This window comes from Agrobacterium sp. LMR679, assembly GCF_027157905.1.
Taxonomy (GTDB): domain Bacteria; phylum Pseudomonadota; class Alphaproteobacteria; order Rhizobiales; family Rhizobiaceae; genus Agrobacterium; species Agrobacterium leguminum.
The window spans coordinates 961,710-985,805 of record NZ_JAPVOJ010000002.1 but is presented as its reverse complement, the minus strand read 5'-3'; the positions used below and the strand labels follow the sequence as shown (position 1 = coordinate 985,805).

Annotated in this window: 13 protein-coding genes; 10 read left to right on the top strand and 3 right to left on the bottom strand. The window is 60.5% G+C overall.

Annotated elements, in window-relative coordinates; genetic code table 11:
• The first annotated feature begins 37 nt into the window (after positions 1–37).
• Positions 38–1,012, top strand: coding sequence for a threonine ammonia-lyase (locus O3W47_RS15500; RefSeq protein WP_262534194.1), 975 nt, complete (start codon positions 38–40; stop codon positions 1,010–1,012).
• A 2-nt stretch (positions 1,013–1,014) separates the two neighbouring features.
• Here the strand turns inward: O3W47_RS15500 and O3W47_RS15495 are convergent, their stop codons facing one another.
• Positions 1,015–2,118, bottom strand: a complete 1,104-nt coding sequence (locus tag O3W47_RS15495; RefSeq protein WP_262534192.1) for an NAD(P)/FAD-dependent oxidoreductase — start codon at positions 2,116–2,118, stop codon at positions 1,015–1,017.
• Positions 2,119–2,347: 229 nt separating this feature from the next.
• On the opposite strand from O3W47_RS15495, the gene O3W47_RS15490 reads away from it, so the two are divergent.
• Positions 2,348–2,491: a hypothetical protein gene (locus O3W47_RS15490; RefSeq protein WP_003505150.1), complete on the top strand. Its 144-nt coding sequence runs from the start codon at positions 2,348–2,350 to the stop codon at positions 2,489–2,491.
• A gap of 76 nt (positions 2,492–2,567) precedes the next feature.
• On the opposite strand, the gene O3W47_RS15485 is transcribed toward O3W47_RS15490, so the two are convergent.
• Positions 2,568–3,746, bottom strand: a complete 1,179-nt coding sequence (locus O3W47_RS15485) for a M20 aminoacylase family protein (RefSeq protein ID WP_269314092.1) — start codon at positions 3,744–3,746, stop codon at positions 2,568–2,570.
• 575 nt (positions 3,747–4,321) lie between these two features.
• Here O3W47_RS15485 and O3W47_RS15480 point away from each other — a divergent pair.
• Positions 4,322–12,817, top strand: coding sequence for a GH36-type glycosyl hydrolase domain-containing protein (locus O3W47_RS15480; RefSeq protein ID WP_269314091.1), 8,496 nt, complete (start codon positions 4,322–4,324; stop codon positions 12,815–12,817).
• Positions 12,818–13,104: 287 nt separating this feature from the next.
• The gene (locus O3W47_RS15475) at positions 13,105–13,350 is read left to right on the top strand and encodes a hypothetical protein (RefSeq protein WP_269314090.1); all 246 of its coding nucleotides are present in this window, start codon (positions 13,105–13,107) and stop codon (positions 13,348–13,350) included.
• 94 nt (positions 13,351–13,444) lie between these two features.
• On the opposite strand, the gene O3W47_RS15470 is transcribed toward O3W47_RS15475, so the two are convergent.
• A complete protein-coding gene (locus tag O3W47_RS15470; RefSeq protein ID WP_269314089.1) occupies positions 13,445–15,211 on the bottom strand; it encodes a glucan ABC transporter ATP-binding protein/ permease in 1,767 nt (588 codons plus the stop codon).
• Between the two features lie 339 nt (positions 15,212–15,550).
• Here O3W47_RS15470 and O3W47_RS15465 point away from each other — a divergent pair, with 339 nt between their 5' ends.
• The 6 genes from O3W47_RS15465 to O3W47_RS15440 all read left to right on the top strand — a co-directional run bounded on the left by O3W47_RS15465 (position 15,551) and on the right by O3W47_RS15440 (position 24,087).
• Positions 15,551–16,288: a helix-turn-helix transcriptional regulator gene (locus O3W47_RS15465; RefSeq protein ID WP_269314088.1), complete on the top strand. Its 738-nt coding sequence runs from the start codon at positions 15,551–15,553 to the stop codon at positions 16,286–16,288.
• Between the two features lie 106 nt (positions 16,289–16,394).
• The gene (pyc, locus tag O3W47_RS15460; RefSeq protein WP_269314087.1) at positions 16,395–19,856 is read left to right on the top strand and encodes a pyruvate carboxylase; all 3,462 of its coding nucleotides are present in this window, start codon (positions 16,395–16,397) and stop codon (positions 19,854–19,856) included.
• 127 nt (positions 19,857–19,983) lie between these two features.
• Positions 19,984–20,784 carry a DeoR/GlpR family DNA-binding transcription regulator gene (locus O3W47_RS15455; protein WP_269314086.1) on the top strand — a complete coding sequence of 267 codons (801 nt, stop codon included), beginning with the start codon at positions 19,984–19,986 and terminating at the stop codon, positions 20,782–20,784.
• 12 nt (positions 20,785–20,796) lie between these two features.
• On the top strand, positions 20,797–21,987 hold the full coding sequence (locus O3W47_RS15450; protein ID WP_269314085.1) for an MFS transporter: 1,191 nt from the start codon (positions 20,797–20,799) through the stop codon (positions 21,985–21,987).
• A 120-nt stretch (positions 21,988–22,107) separates the two neighbouring features.
• The gene (ispG, locus tag O3W47_RS15445; RefSeq protein ID WP_269314084.1) at positions 22,108–23,358 is read left to right on the top strand and encodes a flavodoxin-dependent (E)-4-hydroxy-3-methylbut-2-enyl-diphosphate synthase; all 1,251 of its coding nucleotides are present in this window, start codon (positions 22,108–22,110) and stop codon (positions 23,356–23,358) included.
• A gap of 66 nt (positions 23,359–23,424) precedes the next feature.
• Positions 23,425–24,087 carry an OmpA family protein gene (locus O3W47_RS15440; RefSeq protein WP_003520323.1) on the top strand — a complete coding sequence of 221 codons (663 nt, stop codon included), beginning with the start codon at positions 23,425–23,427 and terminating at the stop codon, positions 24,085–24,087.
• Positions 24,088–24,096 lie beyond the last annotated feature (9 nt).

Below are 24,096 nucleotides of genomic sequence, written 5' to 3'. Positions count from 1 at the left end.
TTAATGTACCCGCAAATCCGCATCACAGGGGCAGGACATGACAGATATTTCGATGATAGAGGCCGCGCGTGGGCGCATCGGCAACCATGCGGTTCGCACACCGCTTCTCTCATCGCCGTTTCTGGACGAAATTGCCGGGCGGAAGCTGTTCGTGAAGGCTGAATGCCTGCAAAGAACGGGTTCCTTCAAGTTTCGCGGCGGCTGGTCGGCGGTCTCCGGCCTGCCGGCGGAGGTGCGCGCCAAGGGCGTGATCGCCTTTTCCTCCGGCAACCATGCGCAGGGCGTGGCGCTTGCCGCCCGGCTGCACAATGTCCCTGCCGTCATCATCATGCCGTCGGATGCGCCGAAGATCAAAATCGACAATACCCGGGCCTTTGGCGCGGAGGTGGTGCTTTATGACCGTGCTAACGAAGATCGCGATGCGATCGGAGATCGCATTTCGCGCGAGCGTGGGCTGACGTTGATCAGGCCGTATGACGAACCGCTGGTCATTGCCGGGCAGGGAACGGTGGGGCTGGAGATTGCCGAACAGGGTGCGGAGCTGGGCATCGGCGCGGCCGAGGTTCTGGTGCCCTGCGGTGGTGGCGGCCTCACCTCCGGCATCTCCCTGGCACTCGCAGCAAAAGCGCCGAACTACAAGGTCAGGACGTCGGAACCGGAGCGCTTCGACGATGTGGCGCGCTCCCTTGCTGCGGGTAAGATTGAGCGTAACGCCACGACCTCGGGCTCGATCTGCGACGCGATCGTCACGCCGCAGCCCGGCAACATTACTTTCCCCATCATGGCCGGGCTCTGCGGAAAAGGCATTGCCGTGACCGAGGAGGAAGCGCTGCGGGCTATGGTTCTCGCCTTCAACCGGCTGAAGATCGTTGTCGAACCCGGTGGTGCGGTGGCGCTGGCGGCGGCCCTCTTCCACGGCGATGAACTGGAAAGCGAAACGGTGATCGCAGTCGCTTCCGGCGGCAATGTCGATCCGGATATCATGGCCGCCGCGCTGTCCCGTTTCGGCTGAGGTCAGGCCTCGAGCCGTGCCGCGACCTCATCGGCAATCGCCAGCGAGGCGGTGAGGCCGGGGCTTTCTATGCCGAAAAGATTGACGAGGCCGGCAACGCCGTGTGTTTCCGGCCCATCGATGCGGAAGTCCATGGCCGGTTCGTCCGGGCCGGAAATCTTCGGCCGGATACCGGAATAAGCCGGGATCAGCGCGTTATCGGGAAGGCCCGGCCAATAGCGCCGTATCGCATCGCCAAAACCCGCCATGCGTCGGGGATCGACCGCGTAGTCTATGGTGTCCACCCACTCCACATCCGGCCCGAAACGGGCCTGGCCGGCGAGATCGAGGGTGAGATGCACCCCGAGGCCATGGGTGTGCGGCGCGGGGTAGATCAGCCGTGAAAAGGGCGACTTGCCGGCCAGCGAAAAATAACTGCCCTTGGCGAAACGCGCCTGCGGGATCCCATCCTCCGGCAATCCTTCGATCTTTCTCGCCACCATGGGTGCTACAAGCCCGGCGGAATTGACGAGCAGCCGGCATGTCAGGCTGATGGGCTCCGCTCCGCCGACATGAACGCGGAAACCATTGCCCATCGCCTCCGCCTTTTCGAAGGGTGCGTTCAGGGCAAGGGCCGCGCCATGATCCTGCGCGTCTCCAAGCAGCGCCAGCATATAGCCGTGGCTGTCGATGATACCGGTCGAGGGCGATATCAGGGCTGCGACGCAGGCGAGCGCGGGTTCGAGCAGGAGCGCCTGTCGCGCATCGATCAGCTCAAGGTCGTTGCAACCGTTAGCTTTGCCTTTTTCGCGCAGGGTGGCGAGCATGGCCACCTCTTCATCGCTCGTGGCGACGATGAGCTTGCCGCAGCGGCGATGTGAAACGCCGTGGCTTTGGCAGAAGGCATAGAGCCGCTCCTTGCCCTCCACGCAAAGTCGGGCCTTGAGGCTTCCGGCCGGATAATAGAGCCCTGCGTGGATGACTTCGCTGTTGCGGGAGGAGGTGGCAGAGCCGAATTCCCTCCCGCTTTCGAGGATGATGACAGAGAGGCCGCGCATCGCCCATTCACGCGCTGTCGCGAGCCCTATCACCCCGGCTCCGATGATGATGGCGTCGATATCCGTCATGGTCTTTTCCGTGCCCGCCACCGGTTTTGAACGGAAATGCCCTCCACCGCGTTGATCCTGCGCAATGGGTAGATTGATGCTTGCGGGTGGGCAAGTCGCAATCGGTATTTTTCCCGATGCGCCAATCTTATGGAATTTTATCTCTACTGAAACAGTGGGGAATAAAGCTATTCTATAAGTGAAATAAGCAATGCCCGCTTTGAAGGGCCGAGCAGGAAGGGAGTGTACAATGTCTTATTCCAAGGCAGGAAAAGTAAAAGACTTTGTCTCGCAGCCCCAGTCGCCGCGCAACTGGAAAGATTCGGTTCATGCGGCTCTTGTCGGCGTCTGCGTGGCTTTTGTCGCCGCGGTCATCTTCGGTCTCGTTCCCTGATCCTCCCGATTTTCTCATCAGGTAATTTGAGAACAAAAGGCCGGTCGCTCCTCCGACCGGCCTTTTTCATGGTCACTTATGCCTTCAGGTAATCTTCGGCCAGATCGACCCAGAATGCGGTTCCGATCGGCAGGATATCGTCGTTGAAATCGAATTTCGGATGGTGCAGCGGCGGGTCGTTATCCGTGCGCGCGGTGCCGAGGAAGAAATAACAGCCGGGCCGTTTCTCTAGCATATAGGCGAAGTCTTCCGCACCCATCGATGGGCGCTGCATCTCGGCTACCTTTTCAGGTCCGGCAAAACGCCGGGCGAGACTGGCGACATAGTCCGTTTCCGCCTTGTGGTTGACGGTTGCATTATAACCGCGCTCGTAATCGATGGTGACGCTCATGCCGTAGCTGGCGGCCTGGCCTTCGGCTATCGCCCGGATGCGCTTTTCCAGCTCGTCGCGCACGCCCGGATCGAAGGAGCGGATGGTCAGCAGCATTTCCGCCGTTTCGGGAATGACGTTGCTGGCAGCACCGGCATGGAACGCGCCAACCGTGACGACCGCCGACAATTGCGGATGGATGTTGCGTGACACCACCGTTTGCAGCGCCATGATGATGCTTGCGCCGGCAACGATGGGGTCGGCCGCATCCTGCGGTTCGGCGCCGTGGCCGCCATATCCGTTGACCCTGATCTTGCACTCGTCGACGGCGGCAAGGATCGGCCCGTCGCGCAGCACGAATTGCCCGAAGGGCACGCCCGGATCGTTATGCAGGGCAAAAACCGCATCGCAGGGAAAACGTTCGAACAGCCCGTCCTCGATCATGATGCGGGCGCCGCCGAAATTCTCTTCCGCCGGCTGGAAGATCAGATGCAGGGTTCCGTCGAAATTTTTGCGCTCCGCAATGATCTTTGCCGCGCCGAGCAGCATGGCGGTGTGGCCGTCATGGCCGCAGGCATGCATCACGCCCTGATTGGCACTCGCATAGTCCGCCCCCGTCTCTTCGTGGATCGGCAGGGCGTCGATATCGGCGCGGATGCCGAGTCTGCGGGTGCTGTCGCCATTGCGAAGTGTGGCGACGACCCCGGTTCCGGCCAGTCCCCGCGTAACCTCATAGCCCATTGCCGCCAACTGTTCGGCGATAAAATCCGACGTCTTGAACTCCGAAAGGCCGATTTCGGGATTGCGGTGCAGGTGGCGGCGAATGGCCACCACATCCGGCATATGGTTGGCAAAGGATGCGAGATTTGCGGTCTGTCTGGTCATTTTTAAAGTCCCGGGTTCGGCCGTTTTTTCCGGCGCCTTTTGCAAATGACATAGCAGCATATGCAGCCATGCGTAAGGGGCGTAGCCCGCCCGGAAATGCCCCGAAATTCAGCGCTTGCATCGTGCCGCGACAGGTGGCATGGAACTATTGACGTCCTGAGGCATTAGCTTCTTTCGGATGTAGCGCGGGCTTCTCGGTTCGTGTTGCCCTTCAGGTTGTCAACGGGGGATTATCGGACGTTGCGCGAACAATTTTCGCCATCGGGGAGGGTGCGAAATCCGGTCGGAACGGCATTGCCGGGCCGAACGACGCCATTTTCTTCCCCTCATCGAAAACGCCCTGTCCGCGCCGATCTCCAGCTTTGCAGATATTGCGGAATAATGACGCTGCAGCATGACGCGCCTGCGGATATTCTGCACTTGACGATCCGTTCCGCACAGCGTCCGGTCCGGTTCACCGAAGGTTCAGGATAAGTCATAAATATAGCGTGGCCCGATTTTCGTGCGTGTTCCCGCCACGGACGAAATGCCGGTCAAGTCGAACAAGTTTCCATAAAGTTCAGAATACGAGCCCGATGTCATTTCATATTACCCCGACCGCCGCCGCCCGTGATTCCGAGACGAAGCAGATCGATCACAACGATTCGATCCGCGCGTCCTATATGACGGTGGAGGAACTGCATGATGCGGGCGCCGCGCTTTCGCGCGATGGCGCCGACAGTCTTCCCGGCTTCATGGAATTCGATTTCTTCGAGCGTCATCGTGAGAACGAGAAGGAAATCCTCAGGGTCTACCGCACGACGGCTGTCGATGCGGAAAATGGCGCGACGATCACGCCAGCGGCGGAATGGCTGCTCGACAACCACTACGTCATCGAAGAGGCGATCCAGGAAGTCCGCCGCGATTTTCCGCGCAAGTTCTATCGCCAGCTGCCGACGATGACGGTGGGTGGGGTGACGATCCCGCGGGTCATGGCGCTCGGCTGGCTTTATGTCGCCCATACCCACAGCACGGTTTCGCGCGAAAACATGACGGCGCTGGTGGATGGCTACCAGACGTCGAAGACGCTGCAGATCGGCGAATTGTGGGCTTTGCCGTCGATCATCCGTTTTGTCCTCATCGAAAATCTCCGCCGTATCTCCATCCGTGTGGAGCGTTCGCGCCGCATGCGACAGAAGGCAAATGAGGTCGTCGATGAAATCATCCGTCTGAACGATGCGGAAGCCTCGGCAGCGCTTCTCAAGCAGGTCGATTCGCTGGTCGACGACCCGACTTTCGCGACGCAGTTCCTTTATCGTCTGAGGAACGGTTCGCAGACCTCCGGTTTTGCCGTTGCCTGGCTCGAAGAGCGTCTTCACGCTGCCGGCACCGATGCTGAAAACGTCATGATGTCGGAGCATAACCGCCTGGCATCCGGCAATGTGACGATGGGCAACATCGTCAAGAGCCTGCGCGAGATCGACGATACTGAATGGTCGGTGTGGTTCGAAGAAGTCAGCCATATCGACAAGGTTCTGCGCGAAGAGACCGACTACGAGGTTCTCGATTTCGGTTCGCGCAACACCTACCGCAACACGATCGAACTTCTGGCGCGCCGTTCTCCCAAGACCGAAGTCGAGGTTGCGCGCGCCGCTGTCGAAATGGCGCGTTCGGAGACGCCGGCCGGTGCGGATGAAACCCATCGCGTCAATGTCGGCTCCGTGCTTGTCGGCCAGCGCCGCTTCGAGCTTGAAAAGGCTTTGGGTTACCGGCCGCTGGTGTCGCAGCGCATCGTGCGCTCGATGCGCAAGTTCAACTGGCTGGCAATCGCCGCGCCGGTGCTGCTGATCACTGCGCTCGCCATGCTCGCTGTCGGCTGGTTCCTGGCGCAGGCCGGCATGCCCTGGTATGTCGTGACCGCCTTCCTGCTGATGTTCGCATTGCCGGCCTCCGAAGGCGCGACCGGCCTCTTCAACACGCTCGTCACCTTCTTCGTGAAGCCGTTCCGGCTGGTCGGATACGAGTTCAAGAACGGCATTCCACAGGATGCCCGCACGCTGGTCGCCGTGCCCTGCATGCTGACCAGCCGCGACAGCGTTGACGAAATGATGCGCAATATCGAGGTGCATTATCTCGCCAATCCGCATGGCGAGATTTATTTCTCGCTCGTCAGCGACTGGCGCGATGCGCAATATGAGCAATCCGATGAGGATCTTGAGATCCTCGATTATGCCAAGCGCGAGCTTGCGGCGCTGAACAGCCGTTATGCCTTTGACGGCAAGACACGTTTTTACCTGCTGCATCGCCGCCGTATCTACAATCCTGCCGAAGGCTGCTGGATGGGCTGGGAGCGCAAGCGCGGCAAGCTGCACGAGCTGAACATGCTGCTGCGCGGCGACAAGGATACGACATTCCTCGGCGGCGCAAACATCGTGCCGGCCGATGTCAAATACGTCATGACGCTGGATGCCGATACGCGCCTGATGCGCGATGCGGTGACCAAGCTCGTTGGCAAGATGCATCACCCGATCAACCGTCCGGTGATCGATCCTGTGTCCGGCCGTGTTGTCGAAGGTTACGGGCTGCTGCAGCCGCGCGTTACGCCCTCGCTGACGACAGGCAAGGACGCTTCCGTCTTCCAGCGCGTCTTTTCGATCAATCGCGGTATCGATCCTTACGTCTTCACCGTTTCCGACGTCTATCAGGACCTGACCTCGGAAGGCACCTTCACCGGCAAGGGCCTCTACGACGTGGATGCCTTCGAGGCGGCGCTGAAGGGCCGTATCGAAGAGAACTCCATCCTCAGCCACGATTTGCTCGAGGGCTCCTTTGCGCGCTGCGCGCTGGTGACCGATGTGGAACTGGTCGAGGATTTCCCGACCCGATACGAGGTGGAAGTGTCGCGCCAGCATCGCTGGGCGCGTGGTGACTGGCAGCTGCTTCCCTTCATCCTTGACCGTGCCCGTGGCGTTACCGCCATCGGCCGCTGGAAGATGGTCGACAATCTGCGCCGCTCGCTCACACCGATCGCGTGGTTCTTCGCCTCGATTCTCGGCTGGTATTTCATGGATCCGCTCGGCGCGCTGATCTGGCAGATCCTGCTGATCTTCTCGCTCTTCGTCGCGCCCACGCTTTCGCTGCTCTCCGGCCTCGTGCCGCGTTCCACCGATATCGTGCCGCAGGCGCATTTCCACACCATCTGGTCGGAAATCCGCGCCACCAATGCACAGGTTGCGCTGCGTATCGTCTTCATCGCCGATGCCGCCTGCATGATGACGGATGCGATTGCCCGTTCGCTCTACCGCCTGCTCGTCAGCCACAAGCTGATGCTGGAATGGCGTACCGCCGCCAGCATGCAATCGAGCGCGCAGGGCAGCATCGTCGATTATTACCGCCAGATGTGGCATGCGCCCGTGGTGGCGATGCTCGGCCTGCTGTTTGCGGCGCTGCCGGGCGATAACGCCTTCCTGATCGGCATTCCCTTCACGCTGCTCTGGGTTCTGTCGCCTGCCGTTGCCTGGTATGTCAGCCAGTCGGCTGAAACCGAAGACCGGCTGTTCGTTTCGGAACACGTTTCCTTCGAGCTTCGCAAGATCGCGCGCCGCACCTGGCGTTATTACGAGGCCTTTGTGACGCCGCAGGAAAACCACCTGCCGCCGGACAATTTCCAGGAAACGCCGGAGCCGATCGTCGCCTCGCGTACTTCGCCCACCAATATCGGTGTCTATCTGCTGTCCATCATTTCGGCACGCCAGTTCGGCTGGATCAGCTTTGCCGATACGCTGGAGCGGATCGAGAATACGATCCAGACCGTCGAGAAGATGGAGAAACATCGCGGCCATCTCTACAACTGGTATCACACTGACACCTTGCAGACGCTTGGTCCGCGCTATGTTTCGGCCGTGGACAGCGGCAATCTCGCCGGTCACCTGATCGCGGTTTCGTCCGCCTGCCGCGATTGGGCGGAAGCCCCTTCCGCCCATCTTCAGGGCAATCTCGACGGTATCGGCGACGTCGCCGGTATCCTGCGCGAAACGCTGAAGGCGCTGCCCGACAACCGCAAGAACCTGCGCCCGCTGCATCGCCGTCTTGAAGAGCGTATCATCGGCTTCTCGAACGCGCTTGCCTCCGTCAAGCGCGAGCATGAATTTGCGTCGATCCGTGTCATCAATCTGGCGGTGCTCGCACGCGACATCCAGAAACTTGCTACCAATGTCGATCATGAGGTGAAGTCGGCGCAGAGCGCGGAAGTGACGCGCTGGGCGCAATTGCTGGTGGAATGCTGCGAGTCGCATATTTCCGACAGCGCCATCGATCTCACCAATATGGAGCCGCTGCGCCAGCGCCTTGCCTCGCTGCGCGACCGTAGCCGCAACCTTGCCTTCTCGATGGACTTCACGTTCCTCTACCGCAAGGATCGCCGTCTTCTGTCGATTGGCTATCGTGTCGAAAGCAAGGAGCTGGATGAGGCCTGCTACGACCTTCTGGCTTCCGAATGCCGTCTGACCAGCCTGTTTGCCATCGCCAAGGGCGATCTGCCGACCGAGCACTGGTATCGTCTCGGCCGTCAGGTCGTGCCGATCGGTGCGCAGGGCGCGCTGGTGTCGTGGTCGGGTTCGATGTTCGAATATCTGATGCCGCCGCTCGTCATGCAGGAGCGTCAGGGTGGCATTCTCAACCAGACCAACAATCTGATCGTCAAGGAACAGATGAACCATGGCCGTCGTCTCGGCACGCCATGGGGCATTTCCGAAGCGGCGTTCAACGCCCGCGATCACAACATGAATTACCAGTACACCAACTTCGGTGTGCCGACCCTTGGCCTCAAGCGCGGCCTTGGCCAGAATGCGGTGATCGCGCCCTACGCGTCGATCCTCGCCAGCCAGTATGATCCTGATGGCGCGCTCGAGAACCTCGACAAGCTGCGCAAGCTTGGGGCGCTTGGCCAATATGGTTTCCATGACGCGGTGGATTTCACGCCGACACGTGTGCCTGACGGCAAGGTCTGCGCGGTGGTCTATAACTATTATGCCCACCACCATGGCATGTCGATTGCGGCTGTCGCCAACGTCGCCTTTGATGGCGTGCTGCGCGAACTGTTCCACTCCGATCCGGTGATCGAGGCGGCTGAGCTGCTGCTGCAGGAAAAGGCGCCGCGCGAAGTTCCGGTCATGAGCGCCAAATACGAGCCGGAAACGCCTGGCAAGGAACAGGCAGACCTGTTGCGTGCGGAAGTGCGCTCCATCGCCGATCCGGCGGTGCGCGACCGCGAAGTGGTGTTCCTCTCGAACGGCCATTATTCGACGATGCTCACCTCCACGGGTGCAGGCTATTCGAAGTGGAACGGCCAGGCGATTTCCCGCTGGAAAGCCGACCCGACCGAAGATCGCTGGGGCACCTTCATCTTCCTGCGCGACACCACCAATGGACAATGGTGGAGTGCGACGGCCGAGCCGCGCGTCATTGAAGGCGAAAAGACCAAAACGATCTTCACCGACGACAAGGCCGAGTTCCACAAGACAACAGGCGATCTGCAGAGCGTCGTTGAATGCATCGTCGCCACCGAGCATGATGCCGAAGGCCGCCGTATCACGCTGCTGAACGTCGGTTCCGAGGATCGCTATATTGAAGTGACCTCCTATATGGAGCCTGTCATCGCGTCTGAAGATGACGATAACGCCCATCCGCTGTTCTCGCGCATGTTCGTGCAGACGGAAATCGGCCGGCGCGGCGATGTCATCCGCGCATGGCGCAACCGTCGCAGCCCGAATGAGCCGGGTACCGTCATTGCGCATCTGGCGGCCGACAATGCCGGCCCGTCGCGCCCGACGGAATTCGAGACGGATCGCGCCAAGTTCATCGGTCGCGGTCGGTCGCTGCGCGAAGCCGCTGCCTTTGATATGGGTGCGACGCTTTCCAGCACGGATGGTTTCACACTCGATCCTATCCTGTCGCTGCGACGCACGGTGCGCGTGCCGGCGGGCAAGAAGGTGAGCGTGATCTTCTGGACGATTGCCGCGCCGAGCCGCGAGGAAGTCGATAAGGCAATCGACCGTTATCGTCATCCGGACGCCTTCGCGCATGAACTGGTGCATGCCTGGACGCGCACGCAGGTGCAGATGCGCCATGTGGGCGTCACCTCGCAGCAGGCGGCCGCCTTCCAGCATCTCGGCCGTTATCTGACCTATCCGGACATGCATCTGCGTGCGGATTCTGAAACGCTGAAAACGGGCCTTGCCTCGCAGCGCGCCTTGTGGCCGCTTGCGATTTCGGGTGATTTCCCGATCTTCAGCCTGCGCATCAACGACGATATGGACATGGATATCGCCCGTGAGGCGCTGAGCGCCCATGAATATCTGCGTTCACGCGGTGTGATCTTCGATCTCGTCATCGTCAACGAACGGGCCGCGTCCTATGCGCAGGACATGCAGCATGCGCTCGATCATATTTCCGAGGCGCAGCGCCGCATCAATCCTGCCGATGGCGGTCGTCCGCACGTCTTCTCGGTGCGCCGCGACCTGATGGATGAAGAGACCTGGAGCGCGCTTCTGGCCGCCTCCCGCGTTGTCCTCCATGTGCGTAACGGCAAGATCGTCGATCAGATCAACCGCGCGGTATCGCTGTTTGCGGCCCATCGCGGCCCCGACGGCACGAGCGACGCTGCACAGGCCCGTCTGCCTGTTCTGGTCTTCCCTGTTGCGGAGCCGGTGGAGGATGCAGGCGATCTCGATTTCTGGAACGGTTTCGGCGGTTTTGCCAGAAGCGGTCAGGAGTATGTCGTGCGCCTCAATGGCGGGCAGTCCACGCCGCATCCATGGATCAACGTCATCTCGAACGAGAATTTCGGCTTCCATATTTCGGCCGAAGGCGCCGGTTTCAGCTGGAGCCGCAATTCGCGCGACTATCAGCTGACGCCGTGGAGCAACGATCCGGTCATCAACCGGCCGGGTGAGGCTTTCTATGTCGCCGATGTGGAGACAGGAAAGCTCTATACGCCGTGTGCCGCGCTGTCGCGTGATCCCGAAGCCATGTTTGAAACCCGTCATGGCCTCGGATATTCCGTGCTGACCGGTGTAGCGGATACGCTCGAAGTCGAGCTGACGCAGACCGTTGATCGCGAAAAACCGGTCAAGTTCTCGCAGGTCATCGTTCGCAACAAGGGTTCGAAAAGCCGCCGCCTGAAGGTCTATGCCTATGTGGAATGGGTGCTCGGCAATAACGGCCAGAAATCCGCGCCGTTCATTCTGAGCAGGCACGATGCCGGTAACAATGCGATCTTCGCGTCGAACCCCTATAGCATCGACTATAGCGCCCGCACCGCTTTCCTGACGCTCGACAGCGAGGCGAGCGGGTTTACCACCAGCCGCCGGGAATTCATCGGCCGCTTCGGTTCGGCACAGGCGCCGCAGGGCATCGTGTCCGGCGCTGCACTCAGCGGCAGCACGGAGGTCGACGGCGATCCCTGTGCTGCGCTGATGCAGGAAATCCACCTGAAGCCCGGCGAAGAACGGCACATGACCTTCATTCTCGGCGATGCCGACAATGCGGAAGAGGCCGAAGCGCTGGTAAAGGACGTTCGCAAGGCGGACTTCCAGACGGTGCTGGATGAGAGCAAGGCGTTCTGGACGGGCTTTACCGGCCAGTTGCAGGTTTCCACGCCCGATTCCGGCTTCAACCACATGGTCAACAACTGGCTGCCCTATCAGGCGCTGGCGTGCCGCATTCTGGCGCGTACCGCCTTTTACCAGTCGAGCGGCGCCTTCGGTTTCCGCGACCAGCTTCAGGATACGCTGGCCTTCCTGCTCTATCAGCCGGATCTCGCCCGCAAGCAGATTCTGCGCGCGGCCGGTCGCCAGTTCCCGGAAGGCGATGTGCAGCACTGGTGGCTGCCGCTGACGGGCGCCGGTGTTCGCACCACCATTTCGGACGATGTGGTCTGGCTCGCTTATGCGATCAACCAATATGTATCGGCCACGGGTGATGCCGCCATACTCGATGAAAGCATCCCCTTCCTGAAGGGCGCGGCATTGATGCCCGGCCAGCATGACGCCTTCTTCCAGCCGGAAACCAGCGACAGATCCGCCACGCTTTATGAGCATGCGGCGCTGGCGCTCGATCTTGCCATTCATCGCACTGGCGAAAATGGTCTGCCGCTGATCCTCGGCGGCGACTGGAACGACGGCATGAACCGTGTCGGCGTGGGCGGCAAGGGCACCAGCGTCTGGCTCGGCTGGTTCCTGTCCGGAGCGTTGCGCGATTTCATCGAGATTGCGGAAAAGCGTGGCGATACCGAGCGCGTCGGCAAATGGGCGGCGCACCGGGAAAGGCTGCGCAATGCGCTGGAAACAGCGGGTTGGGATGGCAGCTATTACCGGCGTGGTTATTTCGATGACGGCACGCCGCTCGGTTCCGCCGAAAGCGAGGAGTGCCGGATCGATTCGCTCGGCCAGAGCTGGAGCGTTCTCTCCGGCGAAGGCGAAGAGGCTCGGTCGCGGCAGGCAATGGATGCCGTCATGGAGCATCTGGTCGATGAAAAGACCGGTATCATCCGGCTGTTCACGCCGCCCTTCTCGCGTGCGCCGCATGATCCGGGTTACATCAAGGGATATCCGCCGGGTGTGCGCGAAAACGGCGGACAATATACCCATGCTGCAACCTGGGTGGTTCTTGCTTTTGCGAAGCAGGGTAGGGCACAGGAGGCATGGAACTGCTTCAAGCTGCTCAACCCCGTCAATCATGCGCTCGATGCGGCAGCATCGGAAACCTATCGGGTCGAACCCTATGTGGTGACTGCGGATGTCTACGGTGAAGGCGCTTATGCGGGCCGTGGCGGCTGGAGCTGGTACACGGGTTCCGCCGGCTGGCTCTACCGCGCCGCCGTCGAGGGTATTCTCGGCATCACCCGCACCGACGGCAAGCTGCATATTTCGCCGTCGCTGCCGGAGGACTGGAGCGGCTTCTCGGTGAAGATCACGCTCGACGGCAAGGCCAGGGATATCGTCGTAAGCCGCAAGGCCGATACGGCGGAAGTCTCCGTTTCCGTCGATGGCAAGGCCCTGTCGGCAGATGACTGGGTGATCCCCTTCGACTGAGACGATCAGGTCTCCGTTCGCCTTTAAAATCAGGCTCCCGTGGTAACGCGGGGGCCTGAATCTTTATTGGACTACCCTGGCCTCCGCTCAGTCTATGGGTCGGATCATCTACGGAGCCCGGGCCTTCTTCGCAACATCGGCTGGAAGGTCCTGCAGCACCGAGATAGGATCATATTGGCGAAGGCTTTGATGGCGCGGTGCCGGATCGTCGGTGCGGACTGTCTCGTCAATCTCTTTTCGAGAAAAGCAGCAGTCGCGAATAGTCGGTCGATCGGAGGGGAGTTATCTTGCAATTCAGCGCATCTTTCACAGAGCTTGCACTGTTGGCGTTGCTCGCCATTCTTTCCCTGGCGTTGTCCTGCTGGTTGGCGCGCTACCCCCGGAAAACGAGTGTCGGAATAATGCTTGGCGTATTGCTTGGAGTTTTCCTGACCAATCTCGCAGCAGGTATTGTCGCCTTTCTGGGAAATCTCCTCCCCTTCGGGCAGATCGATTTCTGGCTGGCGAGTTCCTTGACCGGAATTCTCCGATAGGCGACCTGTGATCTGGCGGGCCGTCGGGAAGCGCACAAAGAAAAAGGGCGGACAACATGCTGTCCGCCCTGTCTTCATTCCGTTAGCCAAGCCCTCAGGAGGCAATGGCCTTTGGCCGGGGCTGCTGGTTTTCGTCTTCCGTCAGCAGGCCGCTGGTGCGCAGCAGCGAGGTAAAGCGTCCGCCGCGCTGGCTCAGCTCATCGAAAGTACCCTTTTCGATGATCCGGCCCTGATCAAGGAAGAGGACAAGATCGGCATCGCGGACCGTGGAAAGGCGGTGAGCGATGATGAAGGTCGTACGGTTCTTTCTCAGTGCGTCGACAGCGGCCTTCACCCGGGCTTCCGTTTCCACGTCCAGCGCACTGGTCGCTTCGTCCAGAACCAGAATGGGAGCGTTCTTCAGGATGGCGCGTGCAATGGCGATGCGCTGGCGCTCGCCGCCGGACAGGCGGTTGCCGCGTTCACCCACCTGGGTCAGGTAGCCGTTGATGCGACTATCGATGAAATCCGTCGCCGCTGCGGCTGACGCTGCTTCCACTACTTCCGCATCGGTGGCCGATTCACGGCCGAGACGGATGTTTTCGCGAATGGAGCGGTTCAGCAGGCCGGCATCCTGAAACACCGTGGCGATGGAGTTGCGGAGCGAATTTTTCGTCACCGTCGAAATATCGGTCCCATCGATCAGGATCTGGCCGGAATCGGGATCGTAGACCCGCTGCAAAAGGTTGATGAGCGTGGTCTTGCCAGCCCCTGTCGGTCCGACGACCGCGACTGTCTCGCCGGCCCTGGCCGTGAACGAAACGTCGTGAACGCCCTGCTTGGTGTTGGCGAAACCGAAATTGATGTTGCGGAACTCCACCGTGCCGGAGACATTCGACAATTCGCGCGCATCGCCCGGTTCTTCCCGTTCCTTGACGGAATCTTCCAGTACGAAGAAGTCCTCGAGCTTGGCGCGGGCTTCGAAAATCTGCGTCACGAATTGGCGCATCTGGTCCAGACGGCCGATCAGGAGATTGGCGAAACCGATGAAGGCGATGACATCGCCAACGCGCAACTCGCCGTTTTTCACCAGCACGGTGCCGATGACGAGGATGATCATCATCGAAACGGTGGAGGCCGTGCGGTTCAGAGCACTGGCGAAGGCCCACCAGTCGAGCACCGGATATTGCGCGCTCAGCAGTTTTTCGGTGAAAGATTTCAGCGCTTTCGTTTCGGCCTCGATGCGGTTGTAGCTGTGCAGCACCGACACGTTGCTGATGGAATCGCTGACATGGGCAAAAACGCTGTGATAGTGTTCTTCAACCGAAGCCTGGCCGTCCTTGGTGCGGCCCATCACCCACTTGCCGATGAACCAGTAGACGATACCGAGGCCGATCAGCACGAAGCTGAGGCGCAGGTCCATGGACATGGCGGTCGGCACAAGCAGCACCAGTGCGACGAAGGTGGCCAGATGCGTGCGCATGAATTCGAGCCACAGGCCGAACAGCGTTTCGCTGGCGCGCAGCAGCGTGTGCAGGGCATTGGATGTGCCGCGCTGATGGTGCCAGGAAAGCGGCATCGAGATGATGCGCCCGAAGGCTTCCGTCAGCAGCGACGCGCGCCGGCCATGGGCCAGCCGGTCGGCCTCGCGGGCGACGGCCACATAAGCGACGGTGTTGAAGACACCGAAACCCGCCCAAAGAATGAGAATGGGCGTGACGTTGGTGCCGGAAGAGATGGCGTCGATGATCCGGCCGAACAGCACCGGTTCGGCGATGGTGATCGCTGCAAGAATGACGTTGGCGATGACGACCACCGTCACCCGCCATTTATGTACGGTCAGATAGCGCAGAGCGCGTGTGTAAACCTGAAACAAGGTCAAATTTTCAATCCAGTCCGAGCGTCTTTTTCGAGCGGTTGTTTGTTCGGCCTCAAGGCAAGTTATTTTAGCAAGGTTGCATGAGACGGCGAAATTTGTGTAATTATCGCTCTTTCTGTCTGAATGGCGGCTTAACAGATTGACCGCGCGTGCGAACCGAAAAAAACCGAACCCGATGTTTCCCGGGGCCTGCCGTCACAAGATTTCGCATCTTCGTTTCAGGGATTGCTAACGACGATATGTTCAATCTCAACCGACCGGCGCCCGAGTAACATGACGTCATCGCGGGACCACGTCCTTCGTGTCATTCCCTTCAAGCCAAGCTCCGGACCACGTGTCTTTATGCATGATATTCTTCACTTCATCTCTGCGTGTTACCAGGCGGGAAGCGCCGACCGTGTTCGTTCCGAATTTGCAACGCTCGTTCGCGAATACGGTTTCGAATATTTTCTCGTCAGCAGGCGGATGACCGGGGAGCTCGCCTCCACCGGACACATTCTTGCGCAACATCTGCCCGAAGGCTGGCTGGAGGTCTACAGGGCCAAGAAATACAATCTCGTCGATCCCGTCCGCAAGGTGATCGGCATGGTGCACAAGCCGTTTCAGTGGAAGGAAGCGCTGGAGGGCCTGCCGCGTGCGATGCATCGCAAAAGGGCGAGCGTCTTTTTCCACGATGCCGGCCGGTACGGTCTGCAGGGCGGTTATGCCTTTCCCGTTCACGGCCGTGCGGGCTTCATCGGTGCGGTCTTCATTGGCGGTCAGGATCGGCAATTGCCCTCTTTGCAGGTGGAACTGCTCGATGCGGCCACGCGTGCCGTGTTCTGGCGCCTGCTCGATCTTTCCGGGCAGGCCCACGGCTTCAGCAATGCCCCTGACGTTTCCGCTCTCGAACTTACGAGGCGCGAAATGGAGGTGCTGACGCTGATGGCGGACGGTATGACTTCCACCGAAATTGGACGCCAACTATCGATCTCCAACCACACGGTCGACTGGTATATCAACGGAATTCAGCGCCGTTTCAGCGCCAAGAACCGACAGCATACCGTAGCGCTTGCTTTTCGTCATGGTTTGCTGAGCTAGCGCAAACAGGACAGTTCTCGCCGGAATTGCCCTTTCCAAGACCGGGTTTTGCTGCTTAATTCCGCAGTGCAGCAGAAATTTTGTTTTGGCGTGTGGGGAGACCGTCTTGAAAATATCGAAAATACTTGTTGCCAACCGATCCGAAATTGCGATCCGCGTTTTCCGGGCAGCGAACGAGCTTGGGATTAAAACCGTTGCGATTTGGGCGGAAGAGGACAAGCTGTCTTTGCACCGCTTCAAGGCGGACGAATCCTATCAGGTCGGCAGGGGGCCGCATCTCGCCAAGGATATGGGGCCGATCGAGAGCTATCTTTCGATCGAGGAGGTCATTCGCGTAGCCAAGCTCTCCGGAGCGGACGCGATCCATCCCGGTTACGGTCTTCTGTCTGAAAGCCCCGAATTCGTGGAGGCGTGCAACAAGGCCGGCATCACCTTCATCGGGCCGACGGCGGATACGATGCGCCAGCTCGGCAACAAGGTGGCTGCGCGCAATCTGGCGATCTCGGTCAACGTCCCCGTTGTTCCCGCTACCGATCCGCTGCCGGACGATATCGCCGAGGTGGAGCGCATGGCCGAGGAAATCGGCTATCCCGTCATGCTGAAAGCCTCCTGGGGCGGCGGCGGACGCGGCATGCGCGCCATCCGCAGACGAGAAGATCTCGCCCGCGAGGTGACGGAAGCCAAGCGCGAGGCGAAGGCCGCCTTCGGCAAGGATGAGGTCTATCTCGAAAAGCTGGTCGAGCGTGCGCGTCACGTCGAAAGCCAGATTCTCGGCGACACACACGGCAATGTCGTGCATCTGTTCGAGCGTGATTGTTCGATCCAGCGTCGCAATCAAAAGGTGGTCGAGCGTGCGCCCGCGCCCTATCTCACCGAAGCGCAGCGCCAGGAACTGGCTGCCTACTCCCTGAAGATCGCTGCCGCGACCAATTATATCGGCGCCGGCACGGTCGAATATCTGATGGATGCCGATACCGGCAAATTCTACTTCATCGAGGTCAATCCGCGCATCCAGGTGGAGCATACCGTCACCGAAGTCGTGACTGGTATCGATATCGTCAAGGCGCAGATCCATATTCTCGAAGGGGCTGCGATCGGCACCGCGGAATCCGGCGTGCCGCGCCAGGAGGATATCCGTCTCAACGGCCACGCGCTGCAGTGCCGTATCACGACGGAAGACCCGGAACATAATTTCATTCCGGATTACGGTCGTATCACCGCCTATCGTTCCGCCTCTGGCTTCGGAATCCGTCTGGATGGCGGCACCTCCTATACCGGCGCCGTCATCACCCGCTATTACGATCCGCTGCTCGTCAAGGTAACGGCCTGGGCGCCGCAACCGGATGAGGCGATCAACCGCATGGACCGCGCGCTGCGCGAATTCCGTATCCGCGGCGTGGCAACGAACCTCACCTTCCTCGAAGCCATCATCGGTCACGACAGTTTCCGCAACAATACCTATACGACCCGCTTCATCGATTCGACGCCGGAACTGTTTGCGCAGGTCAAGCGTCAGGACCGCGCCACCAAGCTCCTGACCTATCTTGCCGACGTGACCGTCAACGGCCACCCTGAAACCAAGGGTCGCGCCAGGCCGTCCGAAAAGGCGGCAAAGCCCGTCGTGCCTTATATCGATGCGCCGACGCCCGATGGCACCAAGCAGTTGCTGGACAAGCTTGGCCCAAAGGGCTTTGCGGACTGGATGCGCAATGAAAAACGCGTTCTGGTTACCGACACGACCATGCGCGACGGGCACCAGTCGCTGCTCGCCACCCGCGTTCGCACCCATGATATTGCCCGCGTCGCCAACGTTTACGCCAAGGCGCTGCCGCAGCTTCTCTCGCTGGAATGCTGGGGCGGGGCGACCTTCGACGTTTCCATGCGCTTCCTGACGGAAGACCCATGGGAGCGTCTTGCGCTGATCCGCGAAGGCGCGCCGAACCTGCTGCTGCAGATGCTTCTGCGCGGCGCGAACGGCGTGGGATACAAGAATTATCCGGACAATGTCGTCAAATATTTCGTCCGCCAGGCCGCAAGGGGCGGGGTCGATCTTTTCCGCGTCTTCGACTGCCTGAACTGGGTGGAGAATATGCGTGTTTCGATGGATGCGATTGCCGAGGAGAACAAGCTCTGCGAGGCGACCATCTGCTATACCGGCGATCTGTTGAATTCGGCGCGTCCGAAATACGATCTCAAATATTATACCAACCTTGCTGCCGAGCTTGAAAAGGCCGGCGCTCATATCATCGCCGTCAAGGACATGGCGGGCCTGTTGAAACCGGCCGCCGCCAGGGTTCTGTTCAAGGCGTTGCGTGAGGCGACCGGTCTGCCGATCCACTTCCACACCCACGATACCTCGGGCATTTCCGCCGCGACCGTTCTTGCGGCCGTGGATGCCGGTGTCGACGCCGTCGATGCCGCAATGGATGCCTTCTCCGGCAATACGTCGCAACCATGCCTTGGCTCGATCGTGGAGGCGTTGGCGGGGTCGGAACGCGATACGGGTCTCGATACCGAGTGGATCCGCCGCATTTCCTTCTACTGGGAGGCTGTGCGCAACCAGTATGCCGCCTTCGAGAGCGATCTCAAGGGACCGGCCTCGGAAGTCTACCTGCACGAAATGCCGGGCGGCCAGTTCACCAACCTCAAGGAACAGGCGCGTTCGCTGGGTCTCGAAAGCCGCTGGCACGAGGTGGCGCAGGCCTATGCCGACGCCAACCGGATGTTCGGCGATATCGTCAAGGTGACACCGTCCTCCAAGGTCGTCGGCGACATGGCGCTGATGATGGTCAGCCAGGATCTGACGGTGGCCGACGTTGAAAACCCCGATCGTGAAGTGTCTTTCCCGGAATCGGTGGTGTCGATGCTGAAGGGCGATCTTGGACAGTCGCCCGGCGGCTGGCCGGCAGCCCTGCAGAAAAAGGCGCTGAAGGGCGAAGCGCCCTATACGGTTCGTCCGGGTTCGCTGCTGGAAGATGCCGATCTCGATGCCGAACGGAAGGTGATCGAGACCAAGCTGGAGCGCAAGGTCGACGATTTCGAGTTCGCGTCCTATCTGATGTATCCGAAGGTGTTCACGGATTTCGCGCTGACAGCCGAGACCTATGGCCCGGTTTCGGTGCTGCCCACCCATGCCTATTTCTACGGCATGGAGGATGGCGAGGAACTGTTTGCCGATATCGAACGCGGCAAAACGCTTGTCATCGTCAATCAAGCCTCGTCCGGCACGGATGACAAGGGCATGGTGACGGTGTTCTTCGAGATCAACGGCCAGCCGCGCCGCATCAAGGTGCCGGATCGTGCCCATGGCGCTTCCGGCTCCGCCGTGCGCCGCAAGGCCGAACCCGGCAATGCCGTCCATATCGGCGCGCCGATGCCGGGCGTGATCAGCCGCGTCTTCGTCAACCAGGGCCAGGAGGTCAAGGCCGGCGACGTGCTGCTTTCCATCGAGGCGATGAAGATGGAAACCGCGCTTCACGCCGAACGCGACGGCAAGATCGTCGAAGTTCTGGTACGCCCGGGCGATCAGATCGATGCGAAGGATCTGTTGATCGCTTACGGGGAATAAAGCCGTATCCGATCATCAATGCAGTGTCAGACGCCCGCCTCTCCGGCGGGCGTTTTTTGTTGCGTAGCCGTGAAAACTCGAATATGCATGTTCGTGCACGTTTATTCCGGTTTATGCATGAGTTCCGATGAGCGATCATTTTGTCAGCGAGCGGCAGGCGCTCATCCTTGCGCAGTTGCGGCAAAGCGGCCGGGTCCTGGCGCAGGATCTCGCGCAGAATTTTGGCGTTTCCGAAGACACCGTGCGCCGCGACCTGCGTGAGATGGCAGCCCGGGGAGAATGCCTGCGGGTTTATGGCGGGGCGTTGCTTTCCGACAGCAAAACGGTGCCGCTGAAGACGCGCATTGCCGAGGATGCTGACCGCAAGGCACTGCTGGCGCGCGCCGTTGTCCCGCTTCTCGCGCCGGGCATGGTCGTCTTCATCGACGCCGGCTCCACCAATCTCGCCATTGCAAGGGCGCTTCCCGCCGGGCTCAACCTGACGGTGGTGACGAATACGCCCGCCATTGCCGCTGAACTGACGGGGCGGGCCGATATCGATCTGGTGCTGATCGGCGGCAAGGTCGATCCGGCCGTAGGTGCTGCGATTGACGCCATGGCGCTTCGGCAGCTCGAACTGATGCGGCCCGATCTCTGCATTCTCGGTGTCTGCGGCGTTGCGGCCGAGACGGGTCTGTCGGCGGATGTTTTCGAGGATGCGGTGTTCAAGCGGCTCGCCTGCAGCGCCAGCCAGCGGATTGTCGCCGCCATCACCACGGAAAAGCTCGGCCACAGGGCAGCTTTCCATGTGCATGATTTTTCTCCGCCTCTTTCCCTCGTGCTGGAGCAGGATGCCGACCGCGCATTCGTCGCGGCGCTGTCGGCAAAGGGCGTACAGGTTTATTGCGGCGATGATGACGTCGCTCAGTTTTCTCATGGTCAAGTCTGAAGGATATTGCCGATGAATGGCCCCACGACATTTTCGCGGACAGGCATACGCTCGTCCTATCTGACTCGGCACAGGCTGGGCGTTTCCCTGCTGTTTTTGATGAACGGTTTCATGATGGGATCATGGGCGCCCAAGATTCCGGAATTTGCGGCGCGCCTGTCCCTCAGTGAGAGCGCGCTCGGCCTGATCATTCTGGTCTTCGGCATCGGCTCGCTGGTTTTCATGCCGATTGCCGGTTCGCAGATCGCCCGTTTCGGCTCGCGTACGGTGAGCCTCGTCACTGCGGCGATCTTTTTGCCGACTCTGCTTTTCATTTCCTGGGCAGGCACGGTGTGGGCCGGGGTGATTGCGGTGTTCTTGTTCGGCGGGCTGACGGGGGCCATGGATGTCGCCATGAACGCCAATGCGGTAGCGGTGGAGCGGGATATGCGCCGCGCCATCATGTCGTCGTGCCACGCCTTCTGGAGCCTAGGCGGCCTGATTGGCGCCGGTCTTGGCGGTTATCTCATCACGGCCATCGGCGTGCAGGGACATGCCATTGCGCTAACCGTCATCGCACTCGTGCTGCTGGTCATCGCGTGGCCGCGCGTCCTTGCGGATCGTCCGCATCCGGAGGAGGAACGCCCGAAAGGCGGCCTGCCGCTGACGCCGCTGCCATGGATTATCGGCCTGATGGCGTTGTTCTCGATGATTCCGGAAGGCGCTATCCTCGACTGGGGCGCTCTTTATCTGCGCAATGAACTCGGCGCTTCGGTATCGCAGTCCGGTTTCGCCTTCGCGGCCTTCTCCATGACCATGGCGGCCATGCGTTTTGCCGGTGATCTGGTACGTGACCGCTTCGGCGCCGTGACGACCCTGCGCTTCTGTTCGGCCATGTCGATTATCGGTCTCCTGATTGCCGGTCTTGCGGGAAATTCCACTATTGCGATCATCGGCTTCGCGATTGCCGGCATCGGCATTTCCAACATGGTGCCGATTGCCTTTTCCGCCGCCGGCAACATGCCGGGACTGGCGCCCGGCATTGGTCTCTCGGTGGTCACCACCATGGGCTATTCCGGTATTCTGGTGGCGCCATCGGCCATCGGCTTTATTGCCGAGCATACCGGTCTTGCCAGCGTCTTCATCGCCCTGCCGCTCTTGCATGTGGTGGTTCTGTTACTGTCGCGGCTCGCCCGCCATGCGGATGGCGCGGGCAAGGAATAGGCGTCTCGAATTTTGCCATGATTGCGGTAAAGTAGAAGCTCTCATGCGTTGGGTGTTGACAAGCAGGCTTGCCTGTTTCACCTCAATTGCCAGACCTTGCCGCAAGCTCCAGAGACCGCCATGACGTCACATGCCGATTACGATCCCAAGCCCCGCCGCGCATCCGTCGCCGTAGACGTGGGCGGTGTCATCGTCGGTGGCGGCGCGCCCGTCGTCGTGCAGTCGATGACCAACACCGATACGGCGGATATCGACGCCACCGTGCAACAGGTGGCGGCGTTGTTCCGGGCCGGTTCGGAAATCGTGCGCATCACCGTCGACCGCGACGAGAGTGCGGCCGCCGTGCCGAAAATCCGCGAGCGGTTGCTGCGGCTTGGGCTTGATGTGCCGCTTGTCGGCGATTTCCATTATATCGGCCACAAGCTTCTGGCCGATCATCAGGCCTGCGCCGAAGCGCTGGCGAAATACCGCATCAATCCGGGCAATGTCGGCTTCAAGGACAAGAAGGACAAGCAGTTCGGCGAGATCGTCGAAATGGCGATCCGCTACGACAAGCCGGTGCGAATCGGGGTCAACTGGGGGTCGCTCGATCAGGAGCTTCTGACGACGCTGATGGACAAGAACAAGGAGCAGGGCTTCCCTCTCTCCGCCCGTCAGGTCACGCGTGAGGCCATTGTTCAGTCGGCGCTGATTTCCGCCGAGCTTGCCGAAGAGATCGGCCTGCCGCGCAACCGCATCATCCTGTCGGCCAAGGTCAGCCAGGTGCAGGACCTGATCGCCGTTTATTCCATGCTGTCGGAACGCTCCGACCACGCCCTGCATCTCGGTCTCACCGAAGCGGGCATGGGCTCCAAGGGCATCGTCGCCTCATCCGCCGCCATGGGTTATGTGCTGCAGCACGGCATCGGCGATACGATCCGCGTCTCGCTGACGCCTGAGCCGAATGGCGACCGCACCCGCGAAGTGCAGGTGGCGCAGGAACTGCTGCAGGTCATGGGTTTCCGTCAGTTCATTCCGGTCGTTGCGGCATGTCCCGGCTGCGGGCGCACCACGTCCACCGTCTTTCAGGAACTTGCCCAGAACATCCAGAACGATATTCGCAAGAACATGCCGATCTGGCGTGAAAAATATCCGGGTGTCGAGGCGCTCAACGTTGCCGTCATGGGCTGTATCGTCAACGGCCCCGGTGAAAGCAAACATGCCGATATCGGCATTTCCCTGCCCGGAACCGGCGAAAGCCCGGCAGCGCCCGTCTTTATCGACGGTGAAAAGGCGCTGACCCTGCGTGGTCCCAATATCGCCGCCGATTTTGAAGCGCTTGTGATCGATTACATCGAAAAGCGTTTTGGCCGGAAAGATGCGGCGGAGTAAAGAGTACCGTGAAAAGGCCGGAATTCCACTGTCATACCTCCTGAACCTCTCGGAGCATCAAAACACATGATCAAAAAAATCGCGATCGTCGCCCTTTGCGGGACCTATCTTTCCGCCTGCACCACCACCGATCCCTATACGGGTGAGCAGAAGATGTCGAACACGGCGGGCGGCGCCGGCATCGGCGCCGTGGTCGGTGCTCTGGGCGGTCTGGCTGTCGGCGGTTCGCCGACCGGTCGCCGTAATGCCGCGCTTATCGGTGCGGGCATCGGCGCGCTCGCCGGCGGCGCCATCGGTAATTACATGGATGGCCAGGAAGCCGAGCTTCGCGCCCAGCTTCAGGGAACCGGCGTTTCGGTTACCCGCCGTGGCGACAGCATCGTTCTCAACATGCCGTCGAACATCACCTTTGCGACGGACCAGGATCAGGTCATCCCGCCATTCTATCAGACGCTCGATTCCGTCGCCATCGTGCTGAACAAGTTCAACCGCACGCTCATCGACATCAACGGCCATACCGATTCGACCGGCAGTGCCGGTTACAATCAGGGTCTTTCGGAGCGTCGTGCCGCATCGGTCGCCAATTATCTCGGCGCGCGCGGCGTCGATCAGCGCCGTATTTCGACGCTCGGCTTCGGCCCGTCGCAGCCGATCGCTTCGAATGCAACGCCGGATGGCCGCGCTCAGAACCGTCGCGTCGAAGTGCTGATTTCGCCGCTCAAGGGCTGATTGGGTGAT